Here is a 24,945-nt window from a genome sequence, read left to right as displayed (position 1 = left end):
AACACTCGTATCAAGGCATCTTTTGCCTCAGGGCTTAGGTCACTTAGGTCAGGAAGGTCTTGCATCCTTCTACACTACGATATTTTCTTATGGTTGCCATCCCCAGCGGGGGGAGTTGAGCAATTACCCATGCTTTAAGGTAGTAATGATTCATTCGCCAGAGTTTCTAAGCCCACCGATTGCAACAGATCCTTAAGATTTTGCTCAGCAGTCGCACGGTTAGTCCGGCTCGCCTCCATGAGGCTATTTAAGGTTTCTGGCCATAGTCCTGCTTCTGCATAAACAAATGGCTGCTGACTAACAGAAGTACCTTGCAGTTGCTGATTTACATTCCCACCACTAACACGCTCAAAGCTACCCTGCACAGTCATATCGCTAGCGCGCTCTCGAACATTACAAATTAACGAAAGATACCAGTAATAGCGCTGTCCTGTCCGCAATGGTGACACTGTGGCCCGAGCGGGTACGTCAACTCTGACTAAACCTGAGTTGCCAGTAACATTAAATAATGCTCCATAAACTAGTTCGTCAGAACCTTCTTCATAAAGAGTAAATTCTGCAAACTGAGCTGTACTTGCCGGGAAATAAGCATACACAACTGGATGAGATGCAGCAGTTTGCGCCAGATTATTGTCCGGCATCAACGCTACTAGCCCTTGCTCGCTCTGAGCACAGGCCCCGCTACGATTTGCACCTGACTCACGATTCCCTGGGGCTCCCGTCTGAGTAGGCTGAAAATCTAGACGTCTCTGGCCCCATGCAGGCGTCATCGTGCCAACTGTAATGGACAGGCCAAGGGTTACCCCTATCAGATAAGCACCCAGATTACTCAGCAGCATACGATTCATATCGATAAGTTCAAATAGTTACACTCAGGAGAGTTAAAAGCGCTGGAGAAATCCTAACAGGGAATATAGTTCCTAACTGAGTTAAAACAACCTTTTGTAACCTCTTCATTGGCAAATATTGGCCATCGGTAACAAATGTGGTCTAAAAAGCTTAATATGCGTTTAGCAATAGAATCTTCTGTAAATCAACTAATATTAATTTTAGGATAGTCTTGTTATCTTGTGCTGTCTACACAAACGTCAGAATAACTTGAAATAATTTGTCAGCCAGGGCCTGTAAATCCTTAAAGGGAAATAGACTGTACCAAGAGCTTCATAGTAATAGACAAGTTTATTCTAGTTTAATGGCGGCACAGCTTAAATACACCTATTAGGAGGATTGAGAATCAAACTGGTTAGCTTCAAATATCCTATTCAGGGTCTAAAAACAATATTGAGCCGTCTGCCATTGGTTAAGCAAGGTCGTGATCGTCCACTGTCCAAGCATTTAATCCAATTAGGGCAGCCTGTTCTGCTAACCAGCTTAATTGTTGCCTCGTCTATCCTTGCGATTCGACACCTGGGAGGCCTCGAAAAATTAGAGTTATGGGCCTATGACCATTTTATGAGTCTACGTCCCGAGGAAAGTATAGATCCTAGAATGCTGATCGTCGGGGTTACAGAAGAAGATATTCAGAGGCTGAATCAGTGGCCCCTTGCAGATCAAACAGTTGACCAACTTTTAGCCAAGCTCGAACAATACTCTCCCCGTGTGATTAGTCTGGACATCATGCGCGATGTGCCCTTAGAACCAGGCCGAGAAGCATTGCTTGAGAGGTTAACCTCCAGTGAAAATATTGTTACTGTTTGCAAAGCTAGTAACCAAGAGTCGTTGGGGGTACCTCCCCCCCCCGGTGTCATCAAAGAATCTGTTGGTTTTGCAGATTTGGTGGTTGACTCGGGCGGTGTGCTACGACGCACCTTGTTGTGGATGACTCCGCCTGCACCTGCTGGGGGACTGGCCAACCAACCAGGACATCTTTGCAGCGGTCCTGAAATCATTATCTCTCTAGGGCTACGCACTGCTTTTTACTACCTACTCGATGAAGACATCCAGCCAGAATTCACTGACCGTGGAGAGTTTCGATTAGGCAATACAACCTTTCCTAGACTGACATCTAAGTTTAGCGGTTATCAAACGGTAGATACGGCAGGCTATCAGGTTATGCTCAACTACCGCTCGGAGCAGAATTCTGCTCGACAAGTCACCCTTGAGGACGTTTTGGCAGACCGAGTTGACCCTGATTGGATTCGCGATCGCATCGTTTTCATTGGCTACTTGACCCCTCAAGCAGGGGATGACTTTTATACCCCCTATAGTCAGGCCCTAAGCGATGATCAAAAGATGCCTGGAGTGGAAATTCATGCCCAGTCCACCAGCCAAATTTTGAGCGCCGTTTTAGATCAGCGACCGCTAATTTGGGTTTGGCATACTCCCGTTGAAGCCCTTTGGGTAGTTGTCTGGGCCGGTGTTGGCAGCATCCTAGCCTGGTACATTCGCCATCCCTGGCGACTGAGCCTAGCGGTGTTGGGCGTAGCTATTGGTCTCTACGTTTTTTGTTTTTTGCTCATGCTCCGAGGCGGGTGGGTTCCCCTAGTACCACCGATTATAGCCTTGGGAGCGGCCGCCTCTACCACTATCACTATTCTCAACCAAAAGCTTAAGGCAGAAAACCTGCGCATTCAAACTGAACTCGACATCACCCGCCGTCTGCAGAAAATGATTTTGCCACCTGAGCGTGAACTGCAGGTGATTGAAGATCTAGATATTGCTGGGTACATGGACCCCTGTGATGATGTGGGAGGGGACTACTACGACGTCATATCAGATAGCAATGGACACCTTAAAATTGGGATTGGTGATGTCACTGGCCATGGTTTAGAAAGCGGATTAATCATGATTATGGTGCAGACCGCTGTTAGAACCCTATTAGAAAGTGGCAAAACCAAACCTGAAGAGTTTCTAAGTGCCCTTAACCGTTCTATTTATCACAATGTGCAGCGGATCAATTCCGATAAAACCATGACCCTTAGTTTATTGGACTATAAACAAGGCACTTTATACCTGAGCGGTCAACATGAAGATGTGCTAATTGTTCGTGCCGATGGCTCCCTGGAACAAATTGATACCGTTAATTTAGGCTTTCCCATTGCCCTCGAAGAAGACATTGACGATTTTCTGGCACATACTCAAATTCATTTAGAGACCAACGACGTAGTGGTACTCTACACTGACGGGATTACCGAATCGAGAAATATAGATCGAGAGTTTTACGGCCTAAACCGACTGTGTAATGTCATTATGAGCAATTATCAGCGAACGGCACAAGAAATTAGAGCAGCTGTTATTCAAGATGTGGCCAATCATATTGGTCAGCAGAAAATCTTAGATGACATTACGCTACTAATCCTCAAGAAAAGATAGATGGGAGAGACCTGAAACTATGGCTTCACCCACTTCATCAATGTCTGAGTCATTTGGCCAGTTCGCTAGCGAGCTTCATAACGAGAATCTATGTGTCAAAATCGATTTTCCGGTAGAACTAGTAAAACAGCGAAAGTTTTGGCCCAATAGCAATCTATCCGCCAAATTCGTTTCAGAATACATATCAATTTTTTTCCCAGTTGAAAACGCTCGATCTGAGCAGCTGCACCGACGCACGGAAATAACTGATGCAGCTCGATACATTACCAATGAGCTATTGGAGAATGCATTTAAATTCTCTTGTACAGCAGCTCAACAACCTGTACAGATGGCCTTATACTACTATTCTGATCGGTTAATTATCACGGTTACCAATACTGCCCACATCAATAACATCGACTCGTTTAGGTCGCTAATTCATGATCTCACAACATTAGATCTGACCGAACTATACGTAGAACATCTGGAGAAAAACTTAGACCATGAAAACGCCCTCAGTTCTGGCCTCGGTTTTATTACTATCTTGATTAATTACAACACAAAACTGGGTTGGAAAATTGAGCAAAATTCACCAGAATCAGACTGCTTCCTGGTGACCACTATGGCCCAGCTACTATATGACTAGAATATTTATGGCACTAAGACTATATACTCACCCTGAGTAGCCCACGGATACTTGTGCATAAGCGATGTTATGATAGCTCGGTTAAATCACTACCTGCAAGATATCTTTTATATTGCTCTTAGCTTAGTTATCACCGTCTTTGGTGCAATCGGTTTATATGTGATCTTGTTCCATCTGCTACGGTCTTATTTTCGCAGATTCGAGCGAGATATAGCATTGGTAACGCTGAATGTATCTGCCTATCCAGGCTTAACGTTGTTTGTACTGCTCGGCCTGGCAATGATAGCCCAAAATTCCAATAGTTTGGCTACTGTTGATTGGTTACAGCGTCTACTGCTAGGTTGCATCATTTTAACCATCAGCTATTGGTGCTTGCGCCTGTTCAAACAAGTCCTGATCTATTACCTCAAAGATTATGCTGAAACCACTGAGGTAATGTGGGATGAAGTGCTACTCCCCTTGCTAGAAGCAATTGTTCCAGTCATGATTATCTTAATGAGTGGGGCCCTTATTTTACAGCTTTGTTTGGGCTTAAACTTAACCGGTGCCTGGGTAACCCTAGGGGGTAGTGCCTTTATCATTGGCTTTGCAGTTAAAGACATTCTAGCCAACTTTTTTAGTGGTATTGCCCTATTGATAGATAGTCCCTTCCGGTTCGGTGATGTACTCCGCATAGAAAGCGGTAGTGAAGGGTCCAGCCATTTGGGCATTCTGCGAAAAATTGGAGTGCGTGTTACCCACATCTACATGTTTGAACTTCACACAGAGGTCTACATTCCCAACAGCGTGATGCAAAGTCACAAAATCACCAATTTGAGCCGTCCCATTGAACCTGTTTTTTTCTCAACACCGATTGAATTCAACCCACAGTGTAACCTGGAGCATGCCAAAAAGATTATGCAGGAGATCCTCCTGGCCCACCCGGATACTGTAGGTAACATTGAGTCTAAGCTAACCTGTCTCAAGAACTACTATGGCTGGGAAAATGAATTCGCCCAAAAAAAGGAAAATGGAATACAGCGACTCTTAGCTGAATATGCCGTCAACAACAAATTAGAAGAGGTTGAAGATGCCTTAAACGCTATGATGATCACGTTACAGTTTGTGGAACAAGGCGGACTAACCCAGGAAGAAATTGACACGGTACAAACTGAGTATGATGACATTCTAAAACTGATGGGTCTTACGGTCGTTAAACAAACAACGCGTAAACAGTCATTTCTTAATTTGCAGCATATTCAGCCTAAGTTTGTAATCAGAGAAACGAAAGACCCTGACTCCTTGATCCATCTAGTGCGCAAGTGGTATCGCATTTGGCTGGGCGACCCGAACATGGCTGATGAGGATGAATATGTATTGCTGGAAATTTGGGAACGCAAAATTGAGCTGCTAAAACGGCGCACACGTAAGCTCCATCAAAAGATTCTAAATCCACTTCAAGAAGAAACTCGATTAGATGATTATGTCAAAGAGCTAGTCCGATGGTTACGAGATCGCTTTAAACAAGCTCGTAGCTCATGGCATGAACCAGAGGTGCGCATGGAACGTGTGGTGAAGGATGAAGGACATACCTATATCCGATTTACCCTAAACTATTACGTTGATGATATCCGTCTAGAAGATGGGGAGCGAGGTACTCGTGTTAACAGCGATATCCATCGCGAGATTATGCATCATCTAAAAGATGATTGTCGTGGCCAGGCTTAATAGTCCCCGACATATAGTCCCTAACATAGAGAAGAAGCACAAATAGCCAAGATTATAAGGAACTCATCAGCTTATTTTCTTCTTCGGGGGTGATCCCATAGTCCTCTCGACTCTGCTGAATTACCTTTTTATCCTCTAACGACAGTGCCTCATCCGGTGCATCTAAGGATAGATCTTGAACTGAGTCTAGGGATTTTCGATCACCGGCCACAGCCAGCAAATCTGCACCTAATCCCTGAGCTGGGCGTCTGCGATCGCCAAAAACTTTCGCCAGCACCAGGCGATACCCCTCCAGGCGCAGCCAATCTTCTCGACTTTGCTGACGATCGGGATTTAGCAAGTCCGGATCATCAATGCCAACATCTGCTAAACAAGCACCATGCTCCTCATCAGTGATTTCTAGTTCCCGTCGCATATTTTGGAGTAGATCCAAACTAGTGACTGAGGTCATTGCACCCTCTTCTAGACTTTCCTGCAAAATAGCCCGATACGCCTGCAATCGTTTGTCATGGGTAAAGCCAGGTAAGACTTTTGCCAGCACATATACTTCATCCGCGCTCAGGTCATCCAGAGCACGCCCTTCTAAAAACTTACCCACATCTAGATTGAGCTTGCGTAACTGTTTCCGTAATCGACTGGCTAGCCCCTCACGCTGATATAAAGCCGGTGTCCGTGGCCATGTACGATACAGCCATAAACCACTAGAAATAGCAATGACTGACGTGAACAGATACTGACCAGGAATCGGCAACAAGCGTAAATTAGGCCTCGCCCCAAACATAAAAAATACGTTGAAAACCAAAAATGTGTAGAACGTAAACATCTTGTGCCGAATGAGTTCTATACTCGTTGGCCGCTTCCGTTTCAGAAAATAGGCCTTTAAACGTTTCTCTAATTGATCACCAATCCAGTAACTACCTAAACCAAAGCTCCCTAATGCCAGGGGTACAGCTATTAACTTAGGAATGGGAATTGCGTGACCCGCAATATAAAATCCTGGATTGAGAAGTGTGGCTAGTTGCTGCTCTTCATGGGTCCACACACCAGAAAAGTAATAATCCCAAGTTCCAGCATAGAGATAGTAGTAGACATAGAAGCCAACAGTAAGGCCGAAATAACCGTAGTATAGCCAGCGTTGATCTGGACGGGTAATTAATTCCCAATACGAACGTTCAGAATCAATATCAATACAAGGCACTTGGCAGGCCACACAGGCCGGTTTATCCTTACCCTCTTGAGTAACCGTGCGACACATCGACTGGGTAATCTTTTGACGATCATCAACGTGGGCAGCGCTATTCAACAATCCTCTTGGCTCACTGTAAATCTTTTGAACTGGAGCCATTGGACAAAAATACTGACACCATGCTTTGCCTCCAAATAAGTAGCCTACGTAAATTGAGGCAATAATGGTTGCTACGAGAAATATGCCAAGGGCAAGGCGATCAGAATTGACAAACAAAATACGGGTACATAAACCCAGATAAAATAATCCAAATTGTAGGGCAAGATAATTTTTCGACAACCAGGAATTCTTAGCCACCTTGACCAATTCTTTACGGGTTTTACCTGTTTTTGCATTTACTCGGATCCGATACCGCTGTAATCCTAGGGCACGCGGAATCTGTGAGAGAAAGCTAAGGGGACAAATCCGTCGCCAGAACTCATGGCCAAGTATAAACAGAATAAAAATACCTGCAGGCACAACAGCTGCCCAAAATACTCTTGCGCCAATAGGATAGGGCTGTTCTACTAAACAGTCCCCTTGCACCTTGACACAGACAGTTGGATCAAGACGAATTGGACTAATGGTATTAGCTGGGTCAGTCAACCACGACGTTAGAGGATCATAAAAGAGAGAAAAGATAATCAATAACCAGCCGATGGTGAGCATCCACCGAATGCGGTGCATTTGTTGCTCAGATGTGCGATTAAGCATGATTTGAGTAGATGACCCCCGCTAGGTACTTTTTCTATGACTATTAAAGTTGTCCCCAATTTTGAATTTTCTTCGGCCATTCAACACCAGGCCCAAAATTTCGGGAACAGGATGAAGATTTTTTATGCTAAACCACGTCCAAACTAAAACCTTGAGTTTTCTCTGCGGAAAACCCTCGGTTATGACCTTGAACAAGGTTTATAACCATTGCCTAAATAGTTCTACAAGAACAATATTATCTACTAAACATAAAGGCAAAGGCATTGATTATTATTTATCACGCTTTATTTCTGCTCTAGCAATTAATCGCAAAAATTAATGATTGATTCCAGGTACATTGAATATCGTTGTCCCTGATTACAATATTGATTACTCTCCTGTAGCAACTGGTCCTCATAGCTACAGGTACAAAGGATATCCAAAATCTATTAAGGAGGCGATAGGACAGGCAAAACCTATGCAATTACTTTAATAAAAGAGATATTGTTCATTTATAGCCGATTACTGAACAATACACCCCTATCACCTCTTGGACTTATCCAAAAATATGATTCGAAGCCCTATTGTGTCTTAAGTAGAAAGAGTTAAAGAGTATTCTTTAGCCTAACTCCACAATCATCCCAGGCATCAGGCGCTTCAGATTTACCAAAGACTTTGCCTGCCAGGGAATCGTGTCAGAGCCCCTGATCGTCATAGCAACTTTAGCTGATCTACGAACTTTGATAACAAACTTCGAAATAACGTTAATGCCAGAACTATTCAGAAATTTAAGCTCCCGCAGATCCAGCGTCAGTTGGCTGGGTTCCTGGCTCGTCGCATCTTCTAGACACTGCTCTAACAAGTTTGCAATTGGTGGATACTCCCCCATGCCCATCAGAGCTAGTTCGCCTTTGAAAGTTACGGTTGAAATCGCTTGCTCATAGACAACCTCATACTCCTTACCCTTTATTTCCATGTTCGCTCTCCAAAACTTTGCCCTTGGGGTAGATATCCAGCCTATCAATCATAGCTGAGCAATTGAGCCGTAGCAGCAAACGGCTCACAGCTTCTTATAACCAGTTACCCACCAAAACGTAGGGAGCCCAGAAAAAGGGATGCTGTCGAAAGCGAGGAATTTCTAAAATTGAGAGCTGAGCACGACGTAATGCCTCTGCTTTGGTCACTTCACCAGAAATCAGCTCATCATAAAACCGGCTAATCAGCAAAGCGGTTGCTTCGTCACTGACTTGCCATAAAGACCCTAAGGTACTCCTTGCACCGGAACGGACTGCAGTACCGGCTAATCCTAATGCTGCCTGCTGATCACCAATAGCAGTCTCACAGGCACTCAGCACCAGTAGCTCCACGACATCAGATGATGTTGTTTGGTCTAAGCCAGTGGTCAGCAAGAGATCCCGAAGTTGATGCACACTCAGTCGGTCATTCCAGGTCAATATAAAGGTTTCATCAAAATTGGAGCTAAACTGACCATGGGTAGCTAAGTGGATCACCGGTGCATTGGCTGTCCGAATGGCCTTAGCAAAGGTGTCACGGGTGAAGTCTTGATTGAGCAAGGTCCTTTGGGCAGAGAGCTTGGCTTCAACTTCGGCAATTTCAGGGGCCACGTTAGGCAGTGAAGGAAATCCCTGACGTGCTTCTGTCAAACCAGCGGCGAGTACTCCCAAATTCTGAGGCTTAATTGGGGTGGGCTCTAGCAGTTGCAGTCCTGGAGGCAAGGCAATGGCATAGCGTTCCATCAAGTACCGTTGACCATCGTAGAGTGCCGCCATGGGTACATTTCGCAAGACCCCATCAGAGACAAATACCAGGGTATTGACATCGCTATTTTCTAAATCTGTGCTCAAGGGCTGCACCAGCCAATCATATACCTGTTGAGAAAGCTCCAAATAGCGCTGACTGGTCCTTTGAACCAGGGCTTGTCGTAGGTCTAACACGGTCGCCTCTAATTGGGACTCAGAGACAGTGCTGCTGTAATGGCGAAGAGATTGACCAGGTAAGCGCACAATTATATCCAGTCGCTCCGGCAAAATAATTGGATAGACAACGGCTGCCTGTTGATCTATTTGATCAATCAGCACTGGGTTAGCCGATAGACAAGCTTCCCTAAAGAAATTATCGAGTTCTGCCAGCTGTAGAGACTCCATTACAGTCCTTGCCTTTTCAAGGTTTTCAGGTAGGACTGTTGTGTCCACCAGCAGTAGGCTAACGAGTTCACGATGGATCGGTTCCACACCAGTTTGAAAAGCCGTTTGCACCTCAGGGTTGATCGAGACCAGGTCGCTACGCAGCAGTTGTAGGGTTTTGATCGATTCACTATAGGCCTTAACGGCTTTAGTGTAGTTGGGGTTTTGGGGATGTTTGGAACTGCTTTGAGGAATATTTGCCTTGAAAATCCGCCCTAGTTGCCACTGCCAACGGTAGGAAATTTCTGGGGCATCCAGGCTTTGGGAAATCAGCAGCGCCTTTTGGGTAAAAACTTCGGCCTCTTGCCACTGTTGCGCCTGTTCATATAGATGCCCTAAACTACCCAGGACATAGGACTCTGAGCGTAAATCTCCCAGTGCTTGAGCATCCTTTTGAGCCAGCTGTAGCAATTGGATAATATCTGCTTGAGCATTGGCTGACGGTGTTTGCCTGGGTACTTCTAATGCAGGTGCTGTCTGGGGAACACTCCCATTCTCTCCTAAAAACTGTTCGACCAGACTGAGATTATCACGGGTATAAGTATCAGCATCAATAGCTGTTGCTGGTCCACGAACTGTTGTGGCAGATGAGCGTCCTCCTAAAAACTGTTCGACCAAATTGAGATTGTTACGGGTGTAGGTTGATGCATCTGGGATAGTCCTACTTTCGAACCCGTTATCGGGTGCTAAAGGAGTCTCTTTGATAGAGTCGATGGAGCGATCAATAAACAAATCAACCAAATCGAGATTATCGCGGGTATAGGTACTGGGCACGGTTGTTGAGTGGGGTGCTCCCAAGTATCTTGGAACTTTTTCTAAGCGAGCATTACGTTGGCTAATTTTGAGACGACTCTCTGCCAAGTTGATTTTGGCATAGACAACGGCCTGGCTGGAGGGCAACCCTTCTAGTGATGGCTGAATTTGTCGCGCCAGTGATTCTGCTCGCTGCCATTGTTGGGTATTGATCAAAACCGCCAGTTCACTCAGCTGGGCCTGAATGGTAGTAATGGGTTCTGCCGATTGGTTAACAGCCTGTTGATAGTATTGCTGGGCAGTTTCTAACTGTCCTCGGGCTTCAACCGTATTCCCCAAGCTCACCTGAATGGTTACGATCAATTGCGATAGGCCCAATTGTTGGGCCATCCTTAAACTGGTTTGTAATGCTGTCTCAGCCTGTTCCAGATCGCCAGCCACACGCAAAGCTTCACCCAACATCTGCAGTCCTGTTGCCTTAATTTCGGAATCGGGCTGGTCAGCGAGGGCCTCTGTCAAATCACTCAGGGTGACAATGGCACGTCGATAGTGCCCCATAGCCTGTAATGCTTGGGCCTGGGTCAGTATGGAACGCAGCCTTCGATCTTCATCGCCCAGTTGGTCGTAAATCTCAGTGGCCGATTGCCATGCTTGTAAAGCGTCTAATGCCTTACCCTGACTGAGATACAAATGGCCCTGTATATCTAGAATCCTGGCCAAGATTGGTGAGCGCTCCGCTGCTGGTAGCTGATCAATGACCTCTAACCCCCTGGAAATCGTCTGTCTGGCCTCGGACCAACGCCCCAACTGTTGATAAACAAAGGCTAGATTCCTTAGGGCCAGGGCTTGATTGAGATTGTCACCATTATTTTGGTAAAGCTCAACCGCTTGTTGGAGTTGTGCAATTGCCTCGCTGTAGGCACCAGCTTCAAACAGGTCGCGACTTTGTTGTGAGTTTGCATGCAGCTGCTCCTTTGGTCCTCGAAAATCTGCCCTGACCAATCCTGCTGGCAAAAATACAGCACATAGCAACGCTGTCATAAATCCTAAAAGTAGACGCCGCCAACGGTGCTGCCAGGGGGCTAAAAATAATCGCTTCAGGGGCCGAAAACTCAGTGAAACCATGGCATTAAACCCAGCGTGAATCTAGCAACAATAGTCAAGAACAACGGTTAAAAAAGGCGATAGTTAATGGCAAAGTAAAGGCCGTTTTCTTGCAAAGACGATGTTCGTTTATCAATGTCCACCAGGGGAATCCCCCAGTCCAGACGAGCCGTTAGGCGATCCCCCTGTTGCCACAGTAGACCTACACCAGTTGAGACCAATACGTTGGGATCTGGGTTAGTGCCATTATGATTCCAACCACCTCCCATATCTACAAAGGGTGCAAGCTGAAGCAGTCCATTAATCTCACGGGCACGGAACACTGGCAGACGCACTTCCCCTGACAGAGAAAATCCATTATCAGTTAGCAAAACATTTTGGCGATACCCCCGCACTGTTTGCTGTCCACCAAGACCAAATTCTTCTAGCGGCAGCAGATCATCACCACTCAGTTGTAGCCCGCCCTTGAGCAACAGCAGAGTTTCCGGAGCCAATAGCTTTACCCACTGGGCCTGCCCACGCCAGGCAAAAAACTGACTGTCGGGAGCATTGTCATTAATAGTGGCCTCTAATAGATCCAGCCCCAGACTAAATTCAGAAAACAGCGCTAGCACTTCACGATTGCCCGTTTGGGTCCATTCCTGAGAAAAACGCAAAGCTGACAGTCGGGTTCGCCCGTCCGCATCGGCCCCAGGGGAAGGAAAGCCGACAGACTCACCAATTACGTCACTCAAAAAATCTGTCTTGCTGCGCTGGTGTGTCAGCCTCAGTCCTAACGCCAATTCCTCGTTGGGAGTCTGTACCAGCGGTTGACGAAAAGATACCCCATAGGTTTGTGATTCTGATTGAATATCTAGGACCGTAAACGGGTCTTCTATCACTGAGCTATCGGACAAGCTTGTTTGCCAGCCGATGGTGCCGTTGCGAGCATTGACGGGAAATGTATAGTCCAGTTTGACTTCATCACTACCGCTAGTGTTGAGGTACTCCAGCTCAATGCGATCGCCCTGGCCCAGCAAATTACCTTCAGTTAGGGCAATTCCCCGTCGCCAGCTGCCGACACTGGGAGAACGATTGTTGTCTGTGCGTAGCTCGACGTCAAATGTATCCGCTACTGTCACCTCTACATCTAAAATACTTGTGCCCGGCTCAGTCCCCGTTGCTAGTTCAGCCGTAATGTTCTGAATTAGAGGATCGAGCTGTAGTAGCCGTAGCCCGTCTAACAGACGTTCTGAATTCAACGGTGTAGACCCAGCCAAAGCTAACCGACTACGAACATAGTTGGGGGATAATCTCCCAACTATGTCGACATTGATATCTGTTAGTTGACCTTCCAGCACTTGAATTTGCAAAATGCCATCGGTCAACGTTTGGGGTGGAATGTAAGCACCGGAATTGACATACCCCTGATCTACATAGCGCTGCGTAATGGCTGAACGCACCTCAAACAACTCAGCTGGGGTGAGAGGACGATTGAGATAAGGGGCTGTAATCGTTGCTAAGTCTGACTCACTAAAGACTGTACTGCCTATAACCTCAAAAGTACTGATCACAATGCTTTCTGGCACTGTACCTGGGAGAGCAGGGGATGGTGCGACATCAATCGGAATGTCAAGTATCCGCTCGGCTGGCAATGGCTGTATATCAATCGATTCTGGAAACTCACTCTGGGCATATCGGGTTTGGGCCAGTACTGACTCAGCAATCAAACCACCACAGACACCACACATCCAGATAGATAGGCAAAACCGTAGACAATGAAAAATAGGAACACGCAGCAGGGTCATTTTATAGTATTGCTTTTACCTAGAGTCTTTATAAATAAAGTTGGCATTGCTGCTCCTCGGGATGGATTGAATATGGATACTGTTGAATAGCAATGGTGCTAGACTGGCTCATCCCCTCAGCGATCGCAAAAAGTTGAGATAGGACAGTATGCGGTCTTAACACGTGACAGGTGCTAATTTTACCGCGAAGACTTTTTTTGAGGGACATCTTGAATCATCTCTTTGCAAGCTTTACCTTTTGATACACTCTTTTGATATTGCGCTTTTGATAAATGTATCGATATTGGGCGGTGATATAGTACTTCTAGTCATGATGGCTGCTTGATCCATGACTTAAATTACGGCAGCTTCATCGCCAATGGAGTCAGAGACTAATAACCTCAAATTACAGCTGAAAGTTTTACGACACCAATTGCTGAAAATACAGCAAGAAAAAGCAGATCTCGAAGTGATGCTGGAAAATGCTAGTGAGCATTCCGATAATCAGCTGCTAGAAGTCAAGCAAGAAAAAGCAGATCTCGAAGTAATGCTGGAAAATGTGAGTGAGCATGCTGATTTGATTCTAGCTGAGGTTTATGAAGACAAACAGGATTTAGAACTGATTTTAGAAACGTCAACAGTTCATGCTGAGACCGTTGAGTCTGATTTATACCGACGAGCTATCATCGCTAAACAGCAGATTACAGAACAGTTTCAGCTAATTGCAGAATCCTCGCCCGTTGGCTTAAGCATTGGTTGCATTGCAACGAGTAAATTTCTATATGCCAATGCTAAAACCTGTGAAATTCTAGGAATTTCCTTTGAAGAGATTCTCAGTCGAAAAACAACAGACTTTTATGTAAATCGAGCCGATCGTGAGCAAATCATTGCAGCATTACTGAATCAACAGACTTTCGAAGGAGAAATAGCGTGTGTGCGGGCACAGGGTGAGCACTTTTGGGCGATGGTTTCACTATGTCCGTTTATTTTTAAAGATGAGCCAGCCATTCTCATGGCAATGCAAGATGTGACTGCTCAAAAGCAAGCAGAAGAAGCACTGAAGCTGGCAGAAGAACGGTATCGCAGTATTTTCGAGAATGCTTTAGAGGGCATTTTTCAAACAACATCCACAGGGGACTATATTCGAGTCAATCCGTCCATGGCCCGGATATATGGATATAAATCACCGGTCGAAATGATCCGTCAGGTGCCTTCGATCTGGGCAAAACGCTTTGTTGACCCACAGATACAGATAACCTATGAAAAAACGCTTAGAATCAAGGGCCAGTTAAAAGAATTTGAATACCAGTGCTATTGCCAGGATGGTCGGACAATCTGGATTGAAGAAAATAGTCGAGTGGTAAAAGATAGCCTTGGACAAGTTTTGTACTATGAAGGCATTGTTCAGGAGATTACTGAACGGAAACAGGCGGAAGACGCTTTAAAGCAACAGATCAAAAAGCTGCAAATCGAGATTGACCAAACCAAACGACGCCGAGAAGTTAAAAAGATTGCTCAGACTGATTACTTTCAGTATTTAATGGCAGAGGCTGATAACCTTCGTTTTTCTGAGGAAGATTGTTAAGAGATCGCCGTAATCGCCCAGGATATTTATAAGTTATGGTAGTTTTTCTACACGCACTATCCTAATTTTAAAATTAATAAAATGGCTAAGGTTGTAGCAATTCACTCCTACCGAGGAGGTACTGGTAAATCCAATACAACTGCAAATTTAGCAGCTGTGATCGCAAGCACCGGACACCGAGTTGCTGTCATTGATACTGATATACAGTCACCTGGTATTCATATCTTGTTTGGCCTTGAACCAGACACGATGAACCAGACCTTAAATAACTATCTCTGGGGAGATTGCACCATCGTCGAAGCCGCCCATGATATCACCCCCCCTGAGGTTAAACAAAATCAAGGAGAAATTTTTCTAGTCCCATCCAGTAGTGAGCTAGCAGACATTACGCGAGTATTGCAGGAAGGATATGATGTTAAGCTGCTACGGGATGGCTTTCGAGATCTGGTTAAAGAGCTAAATCTAGACTATATCTTCATTGATACCCATCCTGGACTCAATGAAGAAACACTGCTGGCGATAGCAGTCTCTAACATTTTGGTCATTGTTTTGCGACCTGACAAACAAGACTTTCAAGGTACAGCAGTGATGGTCGATCTCTCTCGGAAGTTAAAGGTACCGAAGATGTTGATGGTGATCAACCGAGTGCTACAAAACACTGATTTTCCTGCACTATCACAGCAAATCGCCGAGACCTATGAAACTGATGTGGCGGGTCTCTTTCCTAACTGTGATGAAATGATGGAGTTGGCTAGTAGCGATCTGTTCTATTTACGTTTTCCCGAGCATCCATTATCTAATCTCTTCAAACAGGTTGCTGACCAGGTGATGGCCTAGGGTACGCTTATGAGGCAATATCAAAGGACCTCAGCACTGGCCCCACATTTTGTAATGCTTTGCTCGGTGCAATGTCACACCGAGATTGCGGAAACACAAGCTAGTTATGCTTGACCAAATCATCTGGGTGGGTGGGTTTATGGCCTTTAACTCCATCAGCGTGGTGTTGAATTCGCTACTCCTACGTTGGCAATTGAGGTAAAGGGATTGATTTTTGATAGCGTGTGGTGCGCCTTTAGCTTACTCATTAGCCAGATATCCCTAATGCTTGCGCGAAGCTTGCTTAAGCCAAAAGAGAATTAGCCAATCAACGATGCGATCGCTTAACACGCCCTGCAAAAATTTCAAAACCTTGGCATCGACTGTAGTGCAGTAAACGGTTTTGGGGCGTTTGGCGATGGCTGCTGCCACCATAGCTTTTACCGTACTGTCTACTCCAGGAGCCTTGGCATAACTCGTGGCCATAGAATGCCTGAAGTCATCAACTAAAGGCAAATAATCAGCGGGATGCTCAACGTGATCCAGTAAGTCAAACGCAACACGATCAAACCCTGTTTTAACTATTCCAGGCTCAATAATAATCACCTCAATCCCAAGATCTCTAACCTCCTGGCGTAATGCCCTGGCAATACCAGTTATGGCATGTTTAGTTGACGCATACCAGCCTGTGCACGCTATCGAGAGATGACTGGCGAGGGAAGCGGTGAAAATAATTCGACCACTTTTCTGCTGACGCATAGCGGGGAGCACAGCCTTGAGGACCCTTGCCACACCAAAAACATTAACGTCGTACTGGTTTTGGATTTCTTCTATAGCGATACTTTCTATTGTTCCATAAGCCCCATAACCAGCGTTCACAAAAACAACATCGATACGCCCTTGCTCCGCAAGTATCTGTTCTACACTTGCTATGATCGAGGCATTATCTGTCACATCCAACCCTAAGAGATGTGCCTTCTGTATAAGCAGATCTTGCATTTTCTCAACACTTCGAGAGGTGGCATAGACAATGCAACCCAGTTCTAACAGCATCTCTGCGGTTGCTTTTCCAAATCCTGACGAGGCCCCAACCATCAGCACTACTTTGGACTTGATTGACACTGCTACTAACTCTCCTTAGAAATCAGCTCAAATACTGATAGGCATGACGCATACACTGGATACTCATTTGGAAAACATTACCTAATTCACGGATAAACTCCAATAGTCTTGCCTCATCCTCTGAATCAAAAGGCATGTCACCTATTTTGTTGATGATCTCGATAACGGCAATCACTTCACCTGTTTGGAAACCAAAAACTGGTAGGGCCAATATATTTCGAGTAATAAAGCCAGCATCTTTATCAATTTGTGGATTAAAGCGATGGTCATCATAGGGGGATGGAATATTGAGGACTTCTCCTGTGATTGCAACATATCCCGCGATCCCAGTATCAAGCGGCATCTCAATTGCAAAAAGATTATTATCTTCATCTATGGCGGTATTGGTACGCAAGACCTGGTTCGAGAGATCCACTAAGAAAACGGCAACTCTCTCTACTCGAAGGGTTTGACCAATCTTGAGGAAAATAACCTGCAGCAGAACTTGAAGCTTTTGCTTTAACACTGATTTGTCAGGAGATACAGCAGAGTCTAAAAAAGATTGAAGTTCCTGGTTAAGTTGATCTAGAAAAGCAATAAATTTATCTGTGGATAGAGAGTCTACTTGTCGCCTTAATTCATGGGCGTTTTGAATCAACGATTGATGCCGAGAAACATTGGTTTCTCGCGCATATAAAATACTGGTTTCCAGAACATTTCCTAGAAATTGGGTTAACTCATAAAACCTGGTCTCATCTGCCTGGTCAAAGGCTGCATCACCAATTTTGTTGAGGGCCTGGATAACGGCACACACTTCACGACTAGAGTTAAAAATCGGCATACAAAGGATACTTCTTGTCCTAAACCCAGTATCCCTATCAACTTGAGGATTAAATCTAGAATCGTTATAGGGGTTAGGAATATTTAGACTTTCTCCCGTCGTAGCAACATGACCGGCAATACCAGCATTTAAGGGAATTTCAATATTAATCGGTTCTCCAGAGGCACTGCGTGCGCTTTGCGACCAAAGCTTATACCGATCTCTATCTACCACGAAAAAAGTTACTTGTTGGGCAGCTATCAGCTGAGAAATTTTAATAGAGACCGCCTGTATAATCAAGTTTAGTTTTTGATTGACAGAACGGTTTTTGAGCAGGTTCATCGTACTTAGAATCTGCTCGAATTCTTTATTAAGCTGCTTCAAGAATATGGAAAATTGCTCAATTGATAATGGATCAATCAATGTTCTAATTTGACTGGTTTCCATTTGAAAAATTTCCGACATCAAGTTATTGATGTTCAGCAATAATTCACCCTTGGCCTGGGATAAACGACCATCTTCTAAACTAATAATTCGATCAGCAATATCAAGAATTCGATTATCGTGGGTCACTAACACAATGGTGCAGCCTTGCTGTTTGGTGAGCTGCTGCATCAGCTCAACGACATCACGTCCACTGCTTTTATCTAAGGACGCAGTAGGTTCATCCGCTAGTAGAATTTTGGGTTGATTGACTAGGGCACGGGCAATGGCGACACGCTGTTTTTGCCCTCCCGACATTTGGTGAGGATAGCTTGTTATCTGGGGCTTTAAGCCTACAGATTCTAGCATCGCTTCTGCCCGATTCTGGGATCGTTTTCTTGATAGGCCAGGGTTTAGCTTTAGTGCCATCTCAACATTTTGTCTGGCGGTAAAGAAGGGCACTAAATTATGGTGCTGAAAAATGTAGCCTAGCTGATGGCGCAGTTCTAGCCGTTTGCGATCGCTCGCTTTAGAAATATCTCGATTGAGAACCATTAAACAGCCTTCTTGGACTGATCGTAAACCGGCAATTAATGTAAGTAGCGTGGTTTTACCAGACCCTGAAGGCCCAGTTAGAATAACAATTTCTCCAGATTCAATGGAAAGGTTAATGTTATATAAAACCTGCTGACGTAGTGTCCGTCGACCATAGTAATGATTGAGGTTTTTAACCTCTATAATGGTTTGCTTAGTCATCGGCTCAGCACACGAAATAAAAAATTATTCAGACTAGACTCTTACCTAAAGAGATCAGCAGGATCGGCATCCTTTAGTTTTACAATTGCTACAATACTTGCTAACGCACAGGTAATAAACGTTAGCACAAGGACCAAAGCAGCTCTGCTAAAACTCATATCCATAGGCAGCCGAGTAGCGCTCTGAACTAAATTAAAGAGATAGAGACAAAAAATATATCCGGGAATATACCCCAGAACTGCCATTAACATGCTTTCTTGGAGAACTGTATTGATCAAATATTGGTTTGTATAACCAATTGCCTTAAAGGTGGCATAGACAGATAGATAATCTGAAATTTGGGTAAATAGGATTTGATAGACAATTACTCCCCCAAATATCGAACCAATGACTGCCAATGTATTAAAAATGAACCCAATGGGTGAACCCGTCGTCCAATATTTTTTCTCATTGGCAATCAGTTCTTCTTTTGTCAATACTTCTATTCCTTTTGGCAAAATACTGACTATCTCCTGTTTAATGGCTTGAGGATCTACTCCCTCTTCTAAATTAACCAGTCCTAAACTTGCTTTAGCCAGGGAAAAACCTAATAAATTTGAATAGTTAAAATCACTCGTAATCAGGATGCCATTAGCGGATAAAATGCCTCCTCCTAAGGTAAAAAGACCTGCAATGGTAATTTTTTTATCTGCTATTTCTGTTGTAAACGAGCCTCTCTCCTGAACTTCTTGAATGATAGGCCCATATCCAGGCTTAGCCAGCTGATCATAGAGCCATGTGTTAGACCGCGTTATGACATCCAGCTGCTGATTAATTTCAGGCAGATTAAATACAGGGCGCTCAGGATCAAAGGCAAAAATAGTAATTTGTTTTTGCGCTAATGTTTCTGGGTTTTTGAAGTTGGTCCAATTCATATAAAATGGGCTGGTTTCCGTGACGCCACCAATAGCGGCTACTCGATCCATCACCCGCCGAGGAAATCCCCGCGCGCTTAGCGCCCAAAAATACTCCAATTGCCCCGGTTGTATAAATAAATCAGCTCTCAGAGATTTATGAATCGTAACTGCATCCTCAAAAATGCCATCACGCAGTGCCGTGGTGGTAAACATCAGCGTGACCGAGAGCATGACACTTAACAAGCTCACAAACAGACGAGACTTCTTATGGGTGAGTTGGAGCCATGCTTCTGATGTAAAGAAATTCATTGGACCGAAGAAGTGATTTGAATGGTAACGTCGGCTTCCATATGAATGAACTGGGTCACTTTCTCACTATCAGATGGGTTAAGACGAATTTCCACTTCAAAGACCCTGGCATCAATTTCCAAGGCCGGATCATTATCAAAAACTTCTTTTTGCCCTATTTGATGAGAGATCTTTTCCACGGTGCCCTGAAGTTCATCAGATAAGGCACTCAATTTGACTATGGCAGCTTGTCCTGCCTGAATTTTGGCAATATCGGTCTCATATACTTCAGCCAGGATATACATCTCCTGGGTTTGTCCTAAATCCACAATGCCATTCTGACCCATTTGCTCACCTGGCAAAGTATGAATTTTTAGAATGCGTCCAGCTACTGGAGCTCGAATACGGGTTAGTTCCAAGTTGGAAGCAGCTGTTACAGCGGCGGCGGTAGCGGCTTTAAGTTCAGCTTGAACAACAGCTATATCCACTGGACGCACCTCCTCTAACCTTTCTAGAGTGGCACTTTCACGGCGGATCTGCTGAGTACGACTGGACTGAATATTTTCTAATTGAGCTTTTACCTCATTCAACTGGGCCTGGGCAACCTCAAACTGTTCTTGCTTGTCATCTAAGTCAGAAATACTGATGGCACCATCTTCGTAAAGAACTTGAAAACGTTGATAAGCCTTTTCCGCATTCTGCAATTCAGCCTGCATACGCTCAATCAAAGCCTTTTTCTCAATCACTTCCGCACGCAATTGAGCTTCTAAATTAGCAATCTCTGCTTCCTGGGCAGCAATATCTCCAAGTTTAGCTTCACCAGCCAAGACTTTATCCAGCCGAGCTTTGGCCACTGAAACTCTCTGTTCGGCCATAGCTAACTCTGCTTGCTGGGAATAAAACGTATCCAACAAGGCAATTATTTGACCTGCTGTTACCTCATCCCCTTCTTGAACATTCACTTCAGCAATTCGTGCACCAAACAACTGAGACGGGCCAGATAAACTGATGACGCCGCTCTTGGGGATCACACGCCCTAAAGCAACAACCGTTTCAGGTTTATTGGCATTAATTTCAGGGACTTCTGGCAATGATTGCACTGGCTCAGAAGCCTTGGGAAATAGATGCCTATGCACTGCCAATGCAATCATTGCCAGTGTAATACAAGCAATGGCTAGTTTATATCTTCGCTGCATTGTCAAGTGAATTGAACTGATTTACTGAGCAAATAACTATTCACCAACATGGAATCAGTCCAAGGGCTATGGCTGACGAGTTTAGCTGGGAAATGGCCGAGTGAAACAGAAACGCTTGCCAAGATATTTTTTACTCTTTAATATACAGTTCCTCTACTTAAGAACAGCTTGCTTATTGAACCAATCTAGGGCTGTTTTAATTTTCTTTGGCTTTTCCTTATACACCACCACAATAGGGACAAGAATCTTATCCTCTGCTGCATCACCCAACTGGTATTGGGTACGTTCTAAAACTTCCTGAACTTCATCCATTAATTTCCCGCGACCTTTTTCAAGCTTCTTGATATTCTTTTTGCTCGTCTTACCAAGATTAACAACAACAGGCATTTGAATATTTTTCATGGTTCCTAAAAATCCTGATTTTGGTTCGGTTAATGGCTAAGCATGATCAGCATCATGCAACAAGTTGCTCTAATTCAGAGTGAGAAACTAATAAACTAAATATTAATTATGGTACATGAAATAATCTCCTATGGAGAGGTAAAGCCAGGAGGGCATAGAGACAAGCGATAAAGCTCGGGATCAAAAGAGTTGACAATGTGTTTTGTACAGGTGTTCTATAGAACACCTGTACATCCAAAAGCTGGAATTTAATCGGTCTTGCTTTCTAAGATGATTGGAATATAAAATCTCCTTGCCTACATTAACAAATTCAAACGTTCTTATATAAAGAAGACTTATACATGAAAATAACGTTTTCTTTTGAGAATATAGATAGATCCTTACATTTCTAATCATTCAGCCATTTATAACTAAATGATTAAATTCGAGCAGGTAAACGACCACTTCAAAATAAATCAATTCAAATAAATTTAAAATAATTCAAATGCATCATTGTGTTTTTAAAAAAGTTTAAGAATCATGGGTAAGAATCGTAAGCGACCTCGAATTAAAGTGATCAAACCCATAAACGTTAACGGTGACAATGGTTCATCATCAACAGCTTACACAAACTTGCCCAATATCAAACGATCATCATCTTCCTATCGCGTCCAAAAGGCTGTTAGCAGAGGCATTCAATCATGGCTTTCTCAAACCGCTAAGCCCTCTAAATCTCGCTTGATCAAACGGAAAAGGCGATCTCAAAAAGTTTTAGAGACTAACTCCCTCGAACCATGGGAAAACAATAGACCCGAATCCCATAGTTCCTCGAAGGGGATTGAGGATGAGGCCCCTATTCGCTCTATGCAACGTCGCCAACAGTTAGGTATAAATCCCGATATTTATGGTAGCCCACCACCGATGATGAGCATCATGCAAATCCAGGTGAGTTTTCTGCAGGTACTGATGAGATTGGGGGTGTGGATATATGCCATCGTTAAATTTTGGACTCTCATATTTTGGGATTGGCTACAACGAAAAGATTCGGTAGAGCGCCGCGCCCAGCGGGTACGGATCATATTACAAAGCATGGGGGGGATTTTTATTAAACTTGGTCAACAAATGGCGATGCGGGTTGACCTATTGCCCTACCCTTACTGCCTTGAGCTATCTAAACTTTTAGATAAGCTACCGCCCGAAACAACAAAGCATGCCATCCAGGTGATTGAACGGGTTACCCAAAAACCTTTAGCAGACACCTTTACTCAGTTTGACCCAGAACCTATTGGCTCTGCCTCAATTGCCTGCGTTTATCAAGCTGTTTTACACAATGGCGATAAGGTGGCAGTCAAGGTACGTCGCGCCAATATTGGCAAACTTATGATGGCTGATTGGCAAGCCCTGAATTGGCTGTTAGGGATAGTGGAACTGTTAGCCATTGTTCGCCCAGGCACCACCACCTATTTAAGAGCCGATTTACGGGAGGTCATCCTGGGAGAATTAGATTTTCGCCATGAGGCCCGATACCAGGAAGTTTTTCGTAAAACGGTGAAAGAATCGAAAAATTCCTTTATCAATGCACCAAAGGTCTATTTTGAACTGCTGAGTGAAGATCTTCTAGTCACAGAATTTGCATCTGGCGTTTGGCTTTGGGAAGTTCTAGCTGCCATTGAGCAGAAGGATAAAGACGCCCTTGCCTATTTGGAAAGCATTGATATCAACCCAACAATTGTGGCCAAACGGTTAGCTTGGGCAAATTGCTGGGGTAATTTAGAAAACATTATTTTTCATGCTGATCCCCATCCAGCCAATATTGTGATTCGGCCTGGCAATAAACTAACGTTTATTGACTTTGGGGCCTGTGGGACCATGAGTGAAAAAACTCGTCGTCATAGCCAACGACTTAATTACTGTTTTATTAATAAAAATGTTCGAGGCATGGTGCAAAGTGCCATCAGTGTCTTAGAACCCTTACCTCCCATTGATGTCGATTCATTTGAGCGTGAGTTAGAGCTGATTTATTGGCAAGTTGTCTTTGCATTTGAGTCTAAACATGCAGAATGGTGGGAACGGACATCGATGACGGCCTGGTTAGGGGTGATGAAGCTGGCTGGAAAGTATCAAATTCCAGTAGCTCGCGACACGTTGAATTTGGTGAGGGCAACGTTACTGTATGACACTATCGTAATGCGGCTGGATAGCAAGATTGATTCTATCAAGTTGCTGACTAAGTATCTGAAATCCATGGGTAAACAGTCGCGAAAACGGATACGCAAACAGTCACGGAATCTATTCAATCAAGAGCAAAGCTATACGCAACTGGAAGAATGGTTCAGGTTAGCCGATACAGCCCGTAATCGATTGGAACAGTTTTTGGATTTCCCAAAATATACCTTTACCTCTTTGGTGGATAAGCTGTCTTATGCTGTTTCTAATATCATGTGGACGGTTGGATTTATTTTGATAGTGGGGGTGGTGTTTGCGATCGCAATTGCAGGCATCCAAAACATCCAGGGAGACATGCTCCTCCAGGGAGAGCTTATCAGAAAAGTTTTATCCAACCGTCTGTACCAAGGCTTTATGGTAGCAATAGCCATCATTAGTACTCGTCGTATTTGGTTTCGGGTTCGAGATCGATCCATTCGTCGTTAGTTCGTCGGTTTACAGGGGAACATGGTGAGCGTCATCATTCCCTTATAAGATCCAGATCACACCTATGGCCTCCTTTACTTAAACACCTGAATAAACCTGAATTGAAACCTGAATAAACCTGAATTTTTCGGGATGTTTTCTGTCGGGGAGTTTTCTGATAATAGATTCAACGTTGCACAGGAGCTGTGCGACTCCTAATCACTAAACCGGAGACTATCCCATGCAATCCACATCCAAACCCTGCTGCGTTAACATCTCTCCTAAGGAATTTCTAAACTTACCTAACCGACCTATTCTCATTGATGTTCGCATGGAGATAGAGTACAAGACGTTTCGAGCTCCCAATGCCAGGTTAGTGGGGATGACTGACGTTCTCTTGGGTCTACGGTCTAAAGAAAGTCGAAAAAATCGCTGGCCTCAGTGGCTACAAGATTTGACTAAAAAGAGAGATACCCCTGTTGCCATTATCTGCCTGGCTGGCCAACGTAGCTATTTAGTAGGAGAGCAACTGGCTAAAGCCGGGTTTAAGGAAGTTTATAACATCCAGGGGGGCATGATGGAATGGTGCCGTCTAGGCTTAGATGTGGAAAAGGGGGAAGCTGATGCAATCAATGCTGTCGTTGCAGCGGCATAGTTGCCCCA

General features: G+C 44.4%; 18 protein-coding genes. 7 read left to right on the top strand and 11 right to left on the bottom strand.

Annotated features, from left to right (window positions below; translation table 11 throughout):
• Positions 1–134: 134 nt before the first annotated feature.
• Positions 135–848, bottom strand: coding sequence for a DUF928 domain-containing protein (locus QGP82_RS01905; RefSeq protein ID WP_499056844.1), 714 nt, complete (start codon positions 846–848; stop codon positions 135–137).
• Between the two features lie 448 nt (positions 849–1,296).
• Here QGP82_RS01905 and QGP82_RS01900 point away from each other — a divergent pair, with 448 nt between their 5' ends.
• The 3 genes from QGP82_RS01900 to QGP82_RS01890 all read left to right on the top strand — a co-directional run bounded on the left by QGP82_RS01900 (position 1,297) and on the right by QGP82_RS01890 (position 5,644).
• Complete coding sequence (locus QGP82_RS01900) at positions 1,297–3,312, top strand: CHASE2 domain-containing protein (RefSeq protein ID WP_499056842.1); 2,016 nt, start codon at positions 1,297–1,299, stop codon at positions 3,310–3,312.
• A gap of 19 nt (positions 3,313–3,331) precedes the next feature.
• Entirely contained in the window at positions 3,332–3,937 is a 606-nt protein-coding gene (locus tag QGP82_RS01895) for a slr1658 superfamily regulator (RefSeq protein ID WP_499056840.1), read from the top strand.
• Positions 3,938–4,006: 69 nt separating this feature from the next.
• Positions 4,007–5,644 (top strand): mechanosensitive ion channel family protein, encoded by a 1,638-nt coding sequence (locus QGP82_RS01890; protein WP_499056839.1) that lies wholly within the window; start codon positions 4,007–4,009, stop codon positions 5,642–5,644.
• A 52-nt stretch (positions 5,645–5,696) separates the two neighbouring features.
• On the opposite strand, the gene QGP82_RS01885 is transcribed toward QGP82_RS01890, so the two are convergent.
• The 5 genes from QGP82_RS01885 to QGP82_RS01865 form a co-directional block, all read right to left on the bottom strand.
• Positions 5,697–7,583: a calcium-binding protein gene (locus QGP82_RS01885; RefSeq protein ID WP_499056838.1), complete on the bottom strand. Its 1,887-nt coding sequence runs from the start codon at positions 7,581–7,583 to the stop codon at positions 5,697–5,699.
• Positions 7,584–8,181: 598 nt separating this feature from the next.
• A complete protein-coding gene (locus QGP82_RS01880; RefSeq protein ID WP_163665554.1) occupies positions 8,182–8,538 on the bottom strand; it encodes a slr1659 superfamily regulator in 357 nt (118 codons plus the stop codon).
• A 94-nt stretch (positions 8,539–8,632) separates the two neighbouring features.
• Positions 8,633–11,644 carry a CHAT domain-containing protein gene (locus QGP82_RS01875; RefSeq protein WP_499056837.1) on the bottom strand — a complete coding sequence of 1,004 codons (3,012 nt, stop codon included), beginning with the start codon at positions 11,642–11,644 and terminating at the stop codon, positions 8,633–8,635.
• 47 nt (positions 11,645–11,691) lie between these two features.
• Positions 11,692–13,410, bottom strand: a complete 1,719-nt coding sequence (locus QGP82_RS01870; protein WP_499056835.1) for a ShlB/FhaC/HecB family hemolysin secretion/activation protein — start codon at positions 13,408–13,410, stop codon at positions 11,692–11,694.
• A 28-nt stretch (positions 13,411–13,438) separates the two neighbouring features.
• Positions 13,439–13,618: a hypothetical protein gene (locus tag QGP82_RS01865; protein WP_163665557.1), complete on the bottom strand. Its 180-nt coding sequence runs from the start codon at positions 13,616–13,618 to the stop codon at positions 13,439–13,441.
• A gap of 150 nt (positions 13,619–13,768) precedes the next feature.
• On the opposite strand from QGP82_RS01865, the gene QGP82_RS01860 reads away from it, so the two are divergent.
• The gene (locus QGP82_RS01860) at positions 13,769–14,974 is read left to right on the top strand and encodes a PAS domain-containing protein (RefSeq protein ID WP_499056832.1); all 1,206 of its coding nucleotides are present in this window, start codon (positions 13,769–13,771) and stop codon (positions 14,972–14,974) included.
• 81 nt (positions 14,975–15,055) lie between these two features.
• Positions 15,056–15,811: a MinD/ParA family ATP-binding protein gene (locus QGP82_RS01855; RefSeq protein WP_499056830.1), complete on the top strand. Its 756-nt coding sequence runs from the start codon at positions 15,056–15,058 to the stop codon at positions 15,809–15,811.
• 261 nt (positions 15,812–16,072) lie between these two features.
• On the opposite strand, the gene QGP82_RS01850 is transcribed toward QGP82_RS01855, so the two are convergent.
• The 5 genes from QGP82_RS01850 to QGP82_RS01830 form a co-directional block, all read right to left on the bottom strand.
• A complete protein-coding gene (locus tag QGP82_RS01850) occupies positions 16,073–16,912 on the bottom strand; it encodes an SDR family NAD(P)-dependent oxidoreductase (RefSeq protein ID WP_163665560.1) in 840 nt (279 codons plus the stop codon).
• A 22-nt stretch (positions 16,913–16,934) separates the two neighbouring features.
• Positions 16,935–18,890 (bottom strand): ATP-binding cassette domain-containing protein, encoded by a 1,956-nt coding sequence (locus QGP82_RS01845; RefSeq protein WP_499056828.1) that lies wholly within the window; start codon positions 18,888–18,890, stop codon positions 16,935–16,937.
• Positions 18,891–18,931: 41 nt separating this feature from the next.
• Entirely contained in the window at positions 18,932–20,095 is a 1,164-nt protein-coding gene (gene devC, locus QGP82_RS01840; protein ID WP_163665563.1) for an ABC transporter permease DevC, read from the bottom strand.
• Positions 20,092–21,270: an HlyD family efflux transporter periplasmic adaptor subunit gene (locus QGP82_RS01835; RefSeq protein ID WP_163665566.1), complete on the bottom strand. Its 1,179-nt coding sequence runs from the start codon at positions 21,268–21,270 to the stop codon at positions 20,092–20,094. Before QGP82_RS01835 ends, devC begins: the two co-directional genes overlap by 4 nt.
• 153 nt (positions 21,271–21,423) lie before the next feature.
• Positions 21,424–21,672, bottom strand: a complete 249-nt coding sequence (locus tag QGP82_RS01830; protein ID WP_163665568.1) for a DUF6200 domain-containing protein — start codon at positions 21,670–21,672, stop codon at positions 21,424–21,426.
• 519 nt (positions 21,673–22,191) lie between these two features.
• On the opposite strand from QGP82_RS01830, the gene QGP82_RS01825 reads away from it, so the two are divergent.
• Both QGP82_RS01825 and QGP82_RS01820 read left to right on the top strand, forming a co-directional pair.
• The gene (locus QGP82_RS01825; protein ID WP_499056824.1) at positions 22,192–24,303 is read left to right on the top strand and encodes an ABC1 kinase family protein; all 2,112 of its coding nucleotides are present in this window, start codon (positions 22,192–22,194) and stop codon (positions 24,301–24,303) included.
• A 220-nt stretch (positions 24,304–24,523) separates the two neighbouring features.
• Entirely contained in the window at positions 24,524–24,937 is a 414-nt protein-coding gene (locus tag QGP82_RS01820; protein WP_163665572.1) for a rhodanese-like domain-containing protein, read from the top strand.
• The last annotated feature ends 8 nt before the right edge of the window (positions 24,938–24,945 follow it).

The organism is Leptothoe sp. LEGE 181152, from assembly GCF_032906605.1.
Classification (GTDB): Bacteria; Cyanobacteriota; Cyanobacteriia; order Phormidesmidales; family Phormidesmidaceae; genus Leptothoe; species Leptothoe turfae.
Note: the sequence above shows the minus strand (reverse complement) of the source record. Positions and strands in the feature narration are given on the sequence as shown.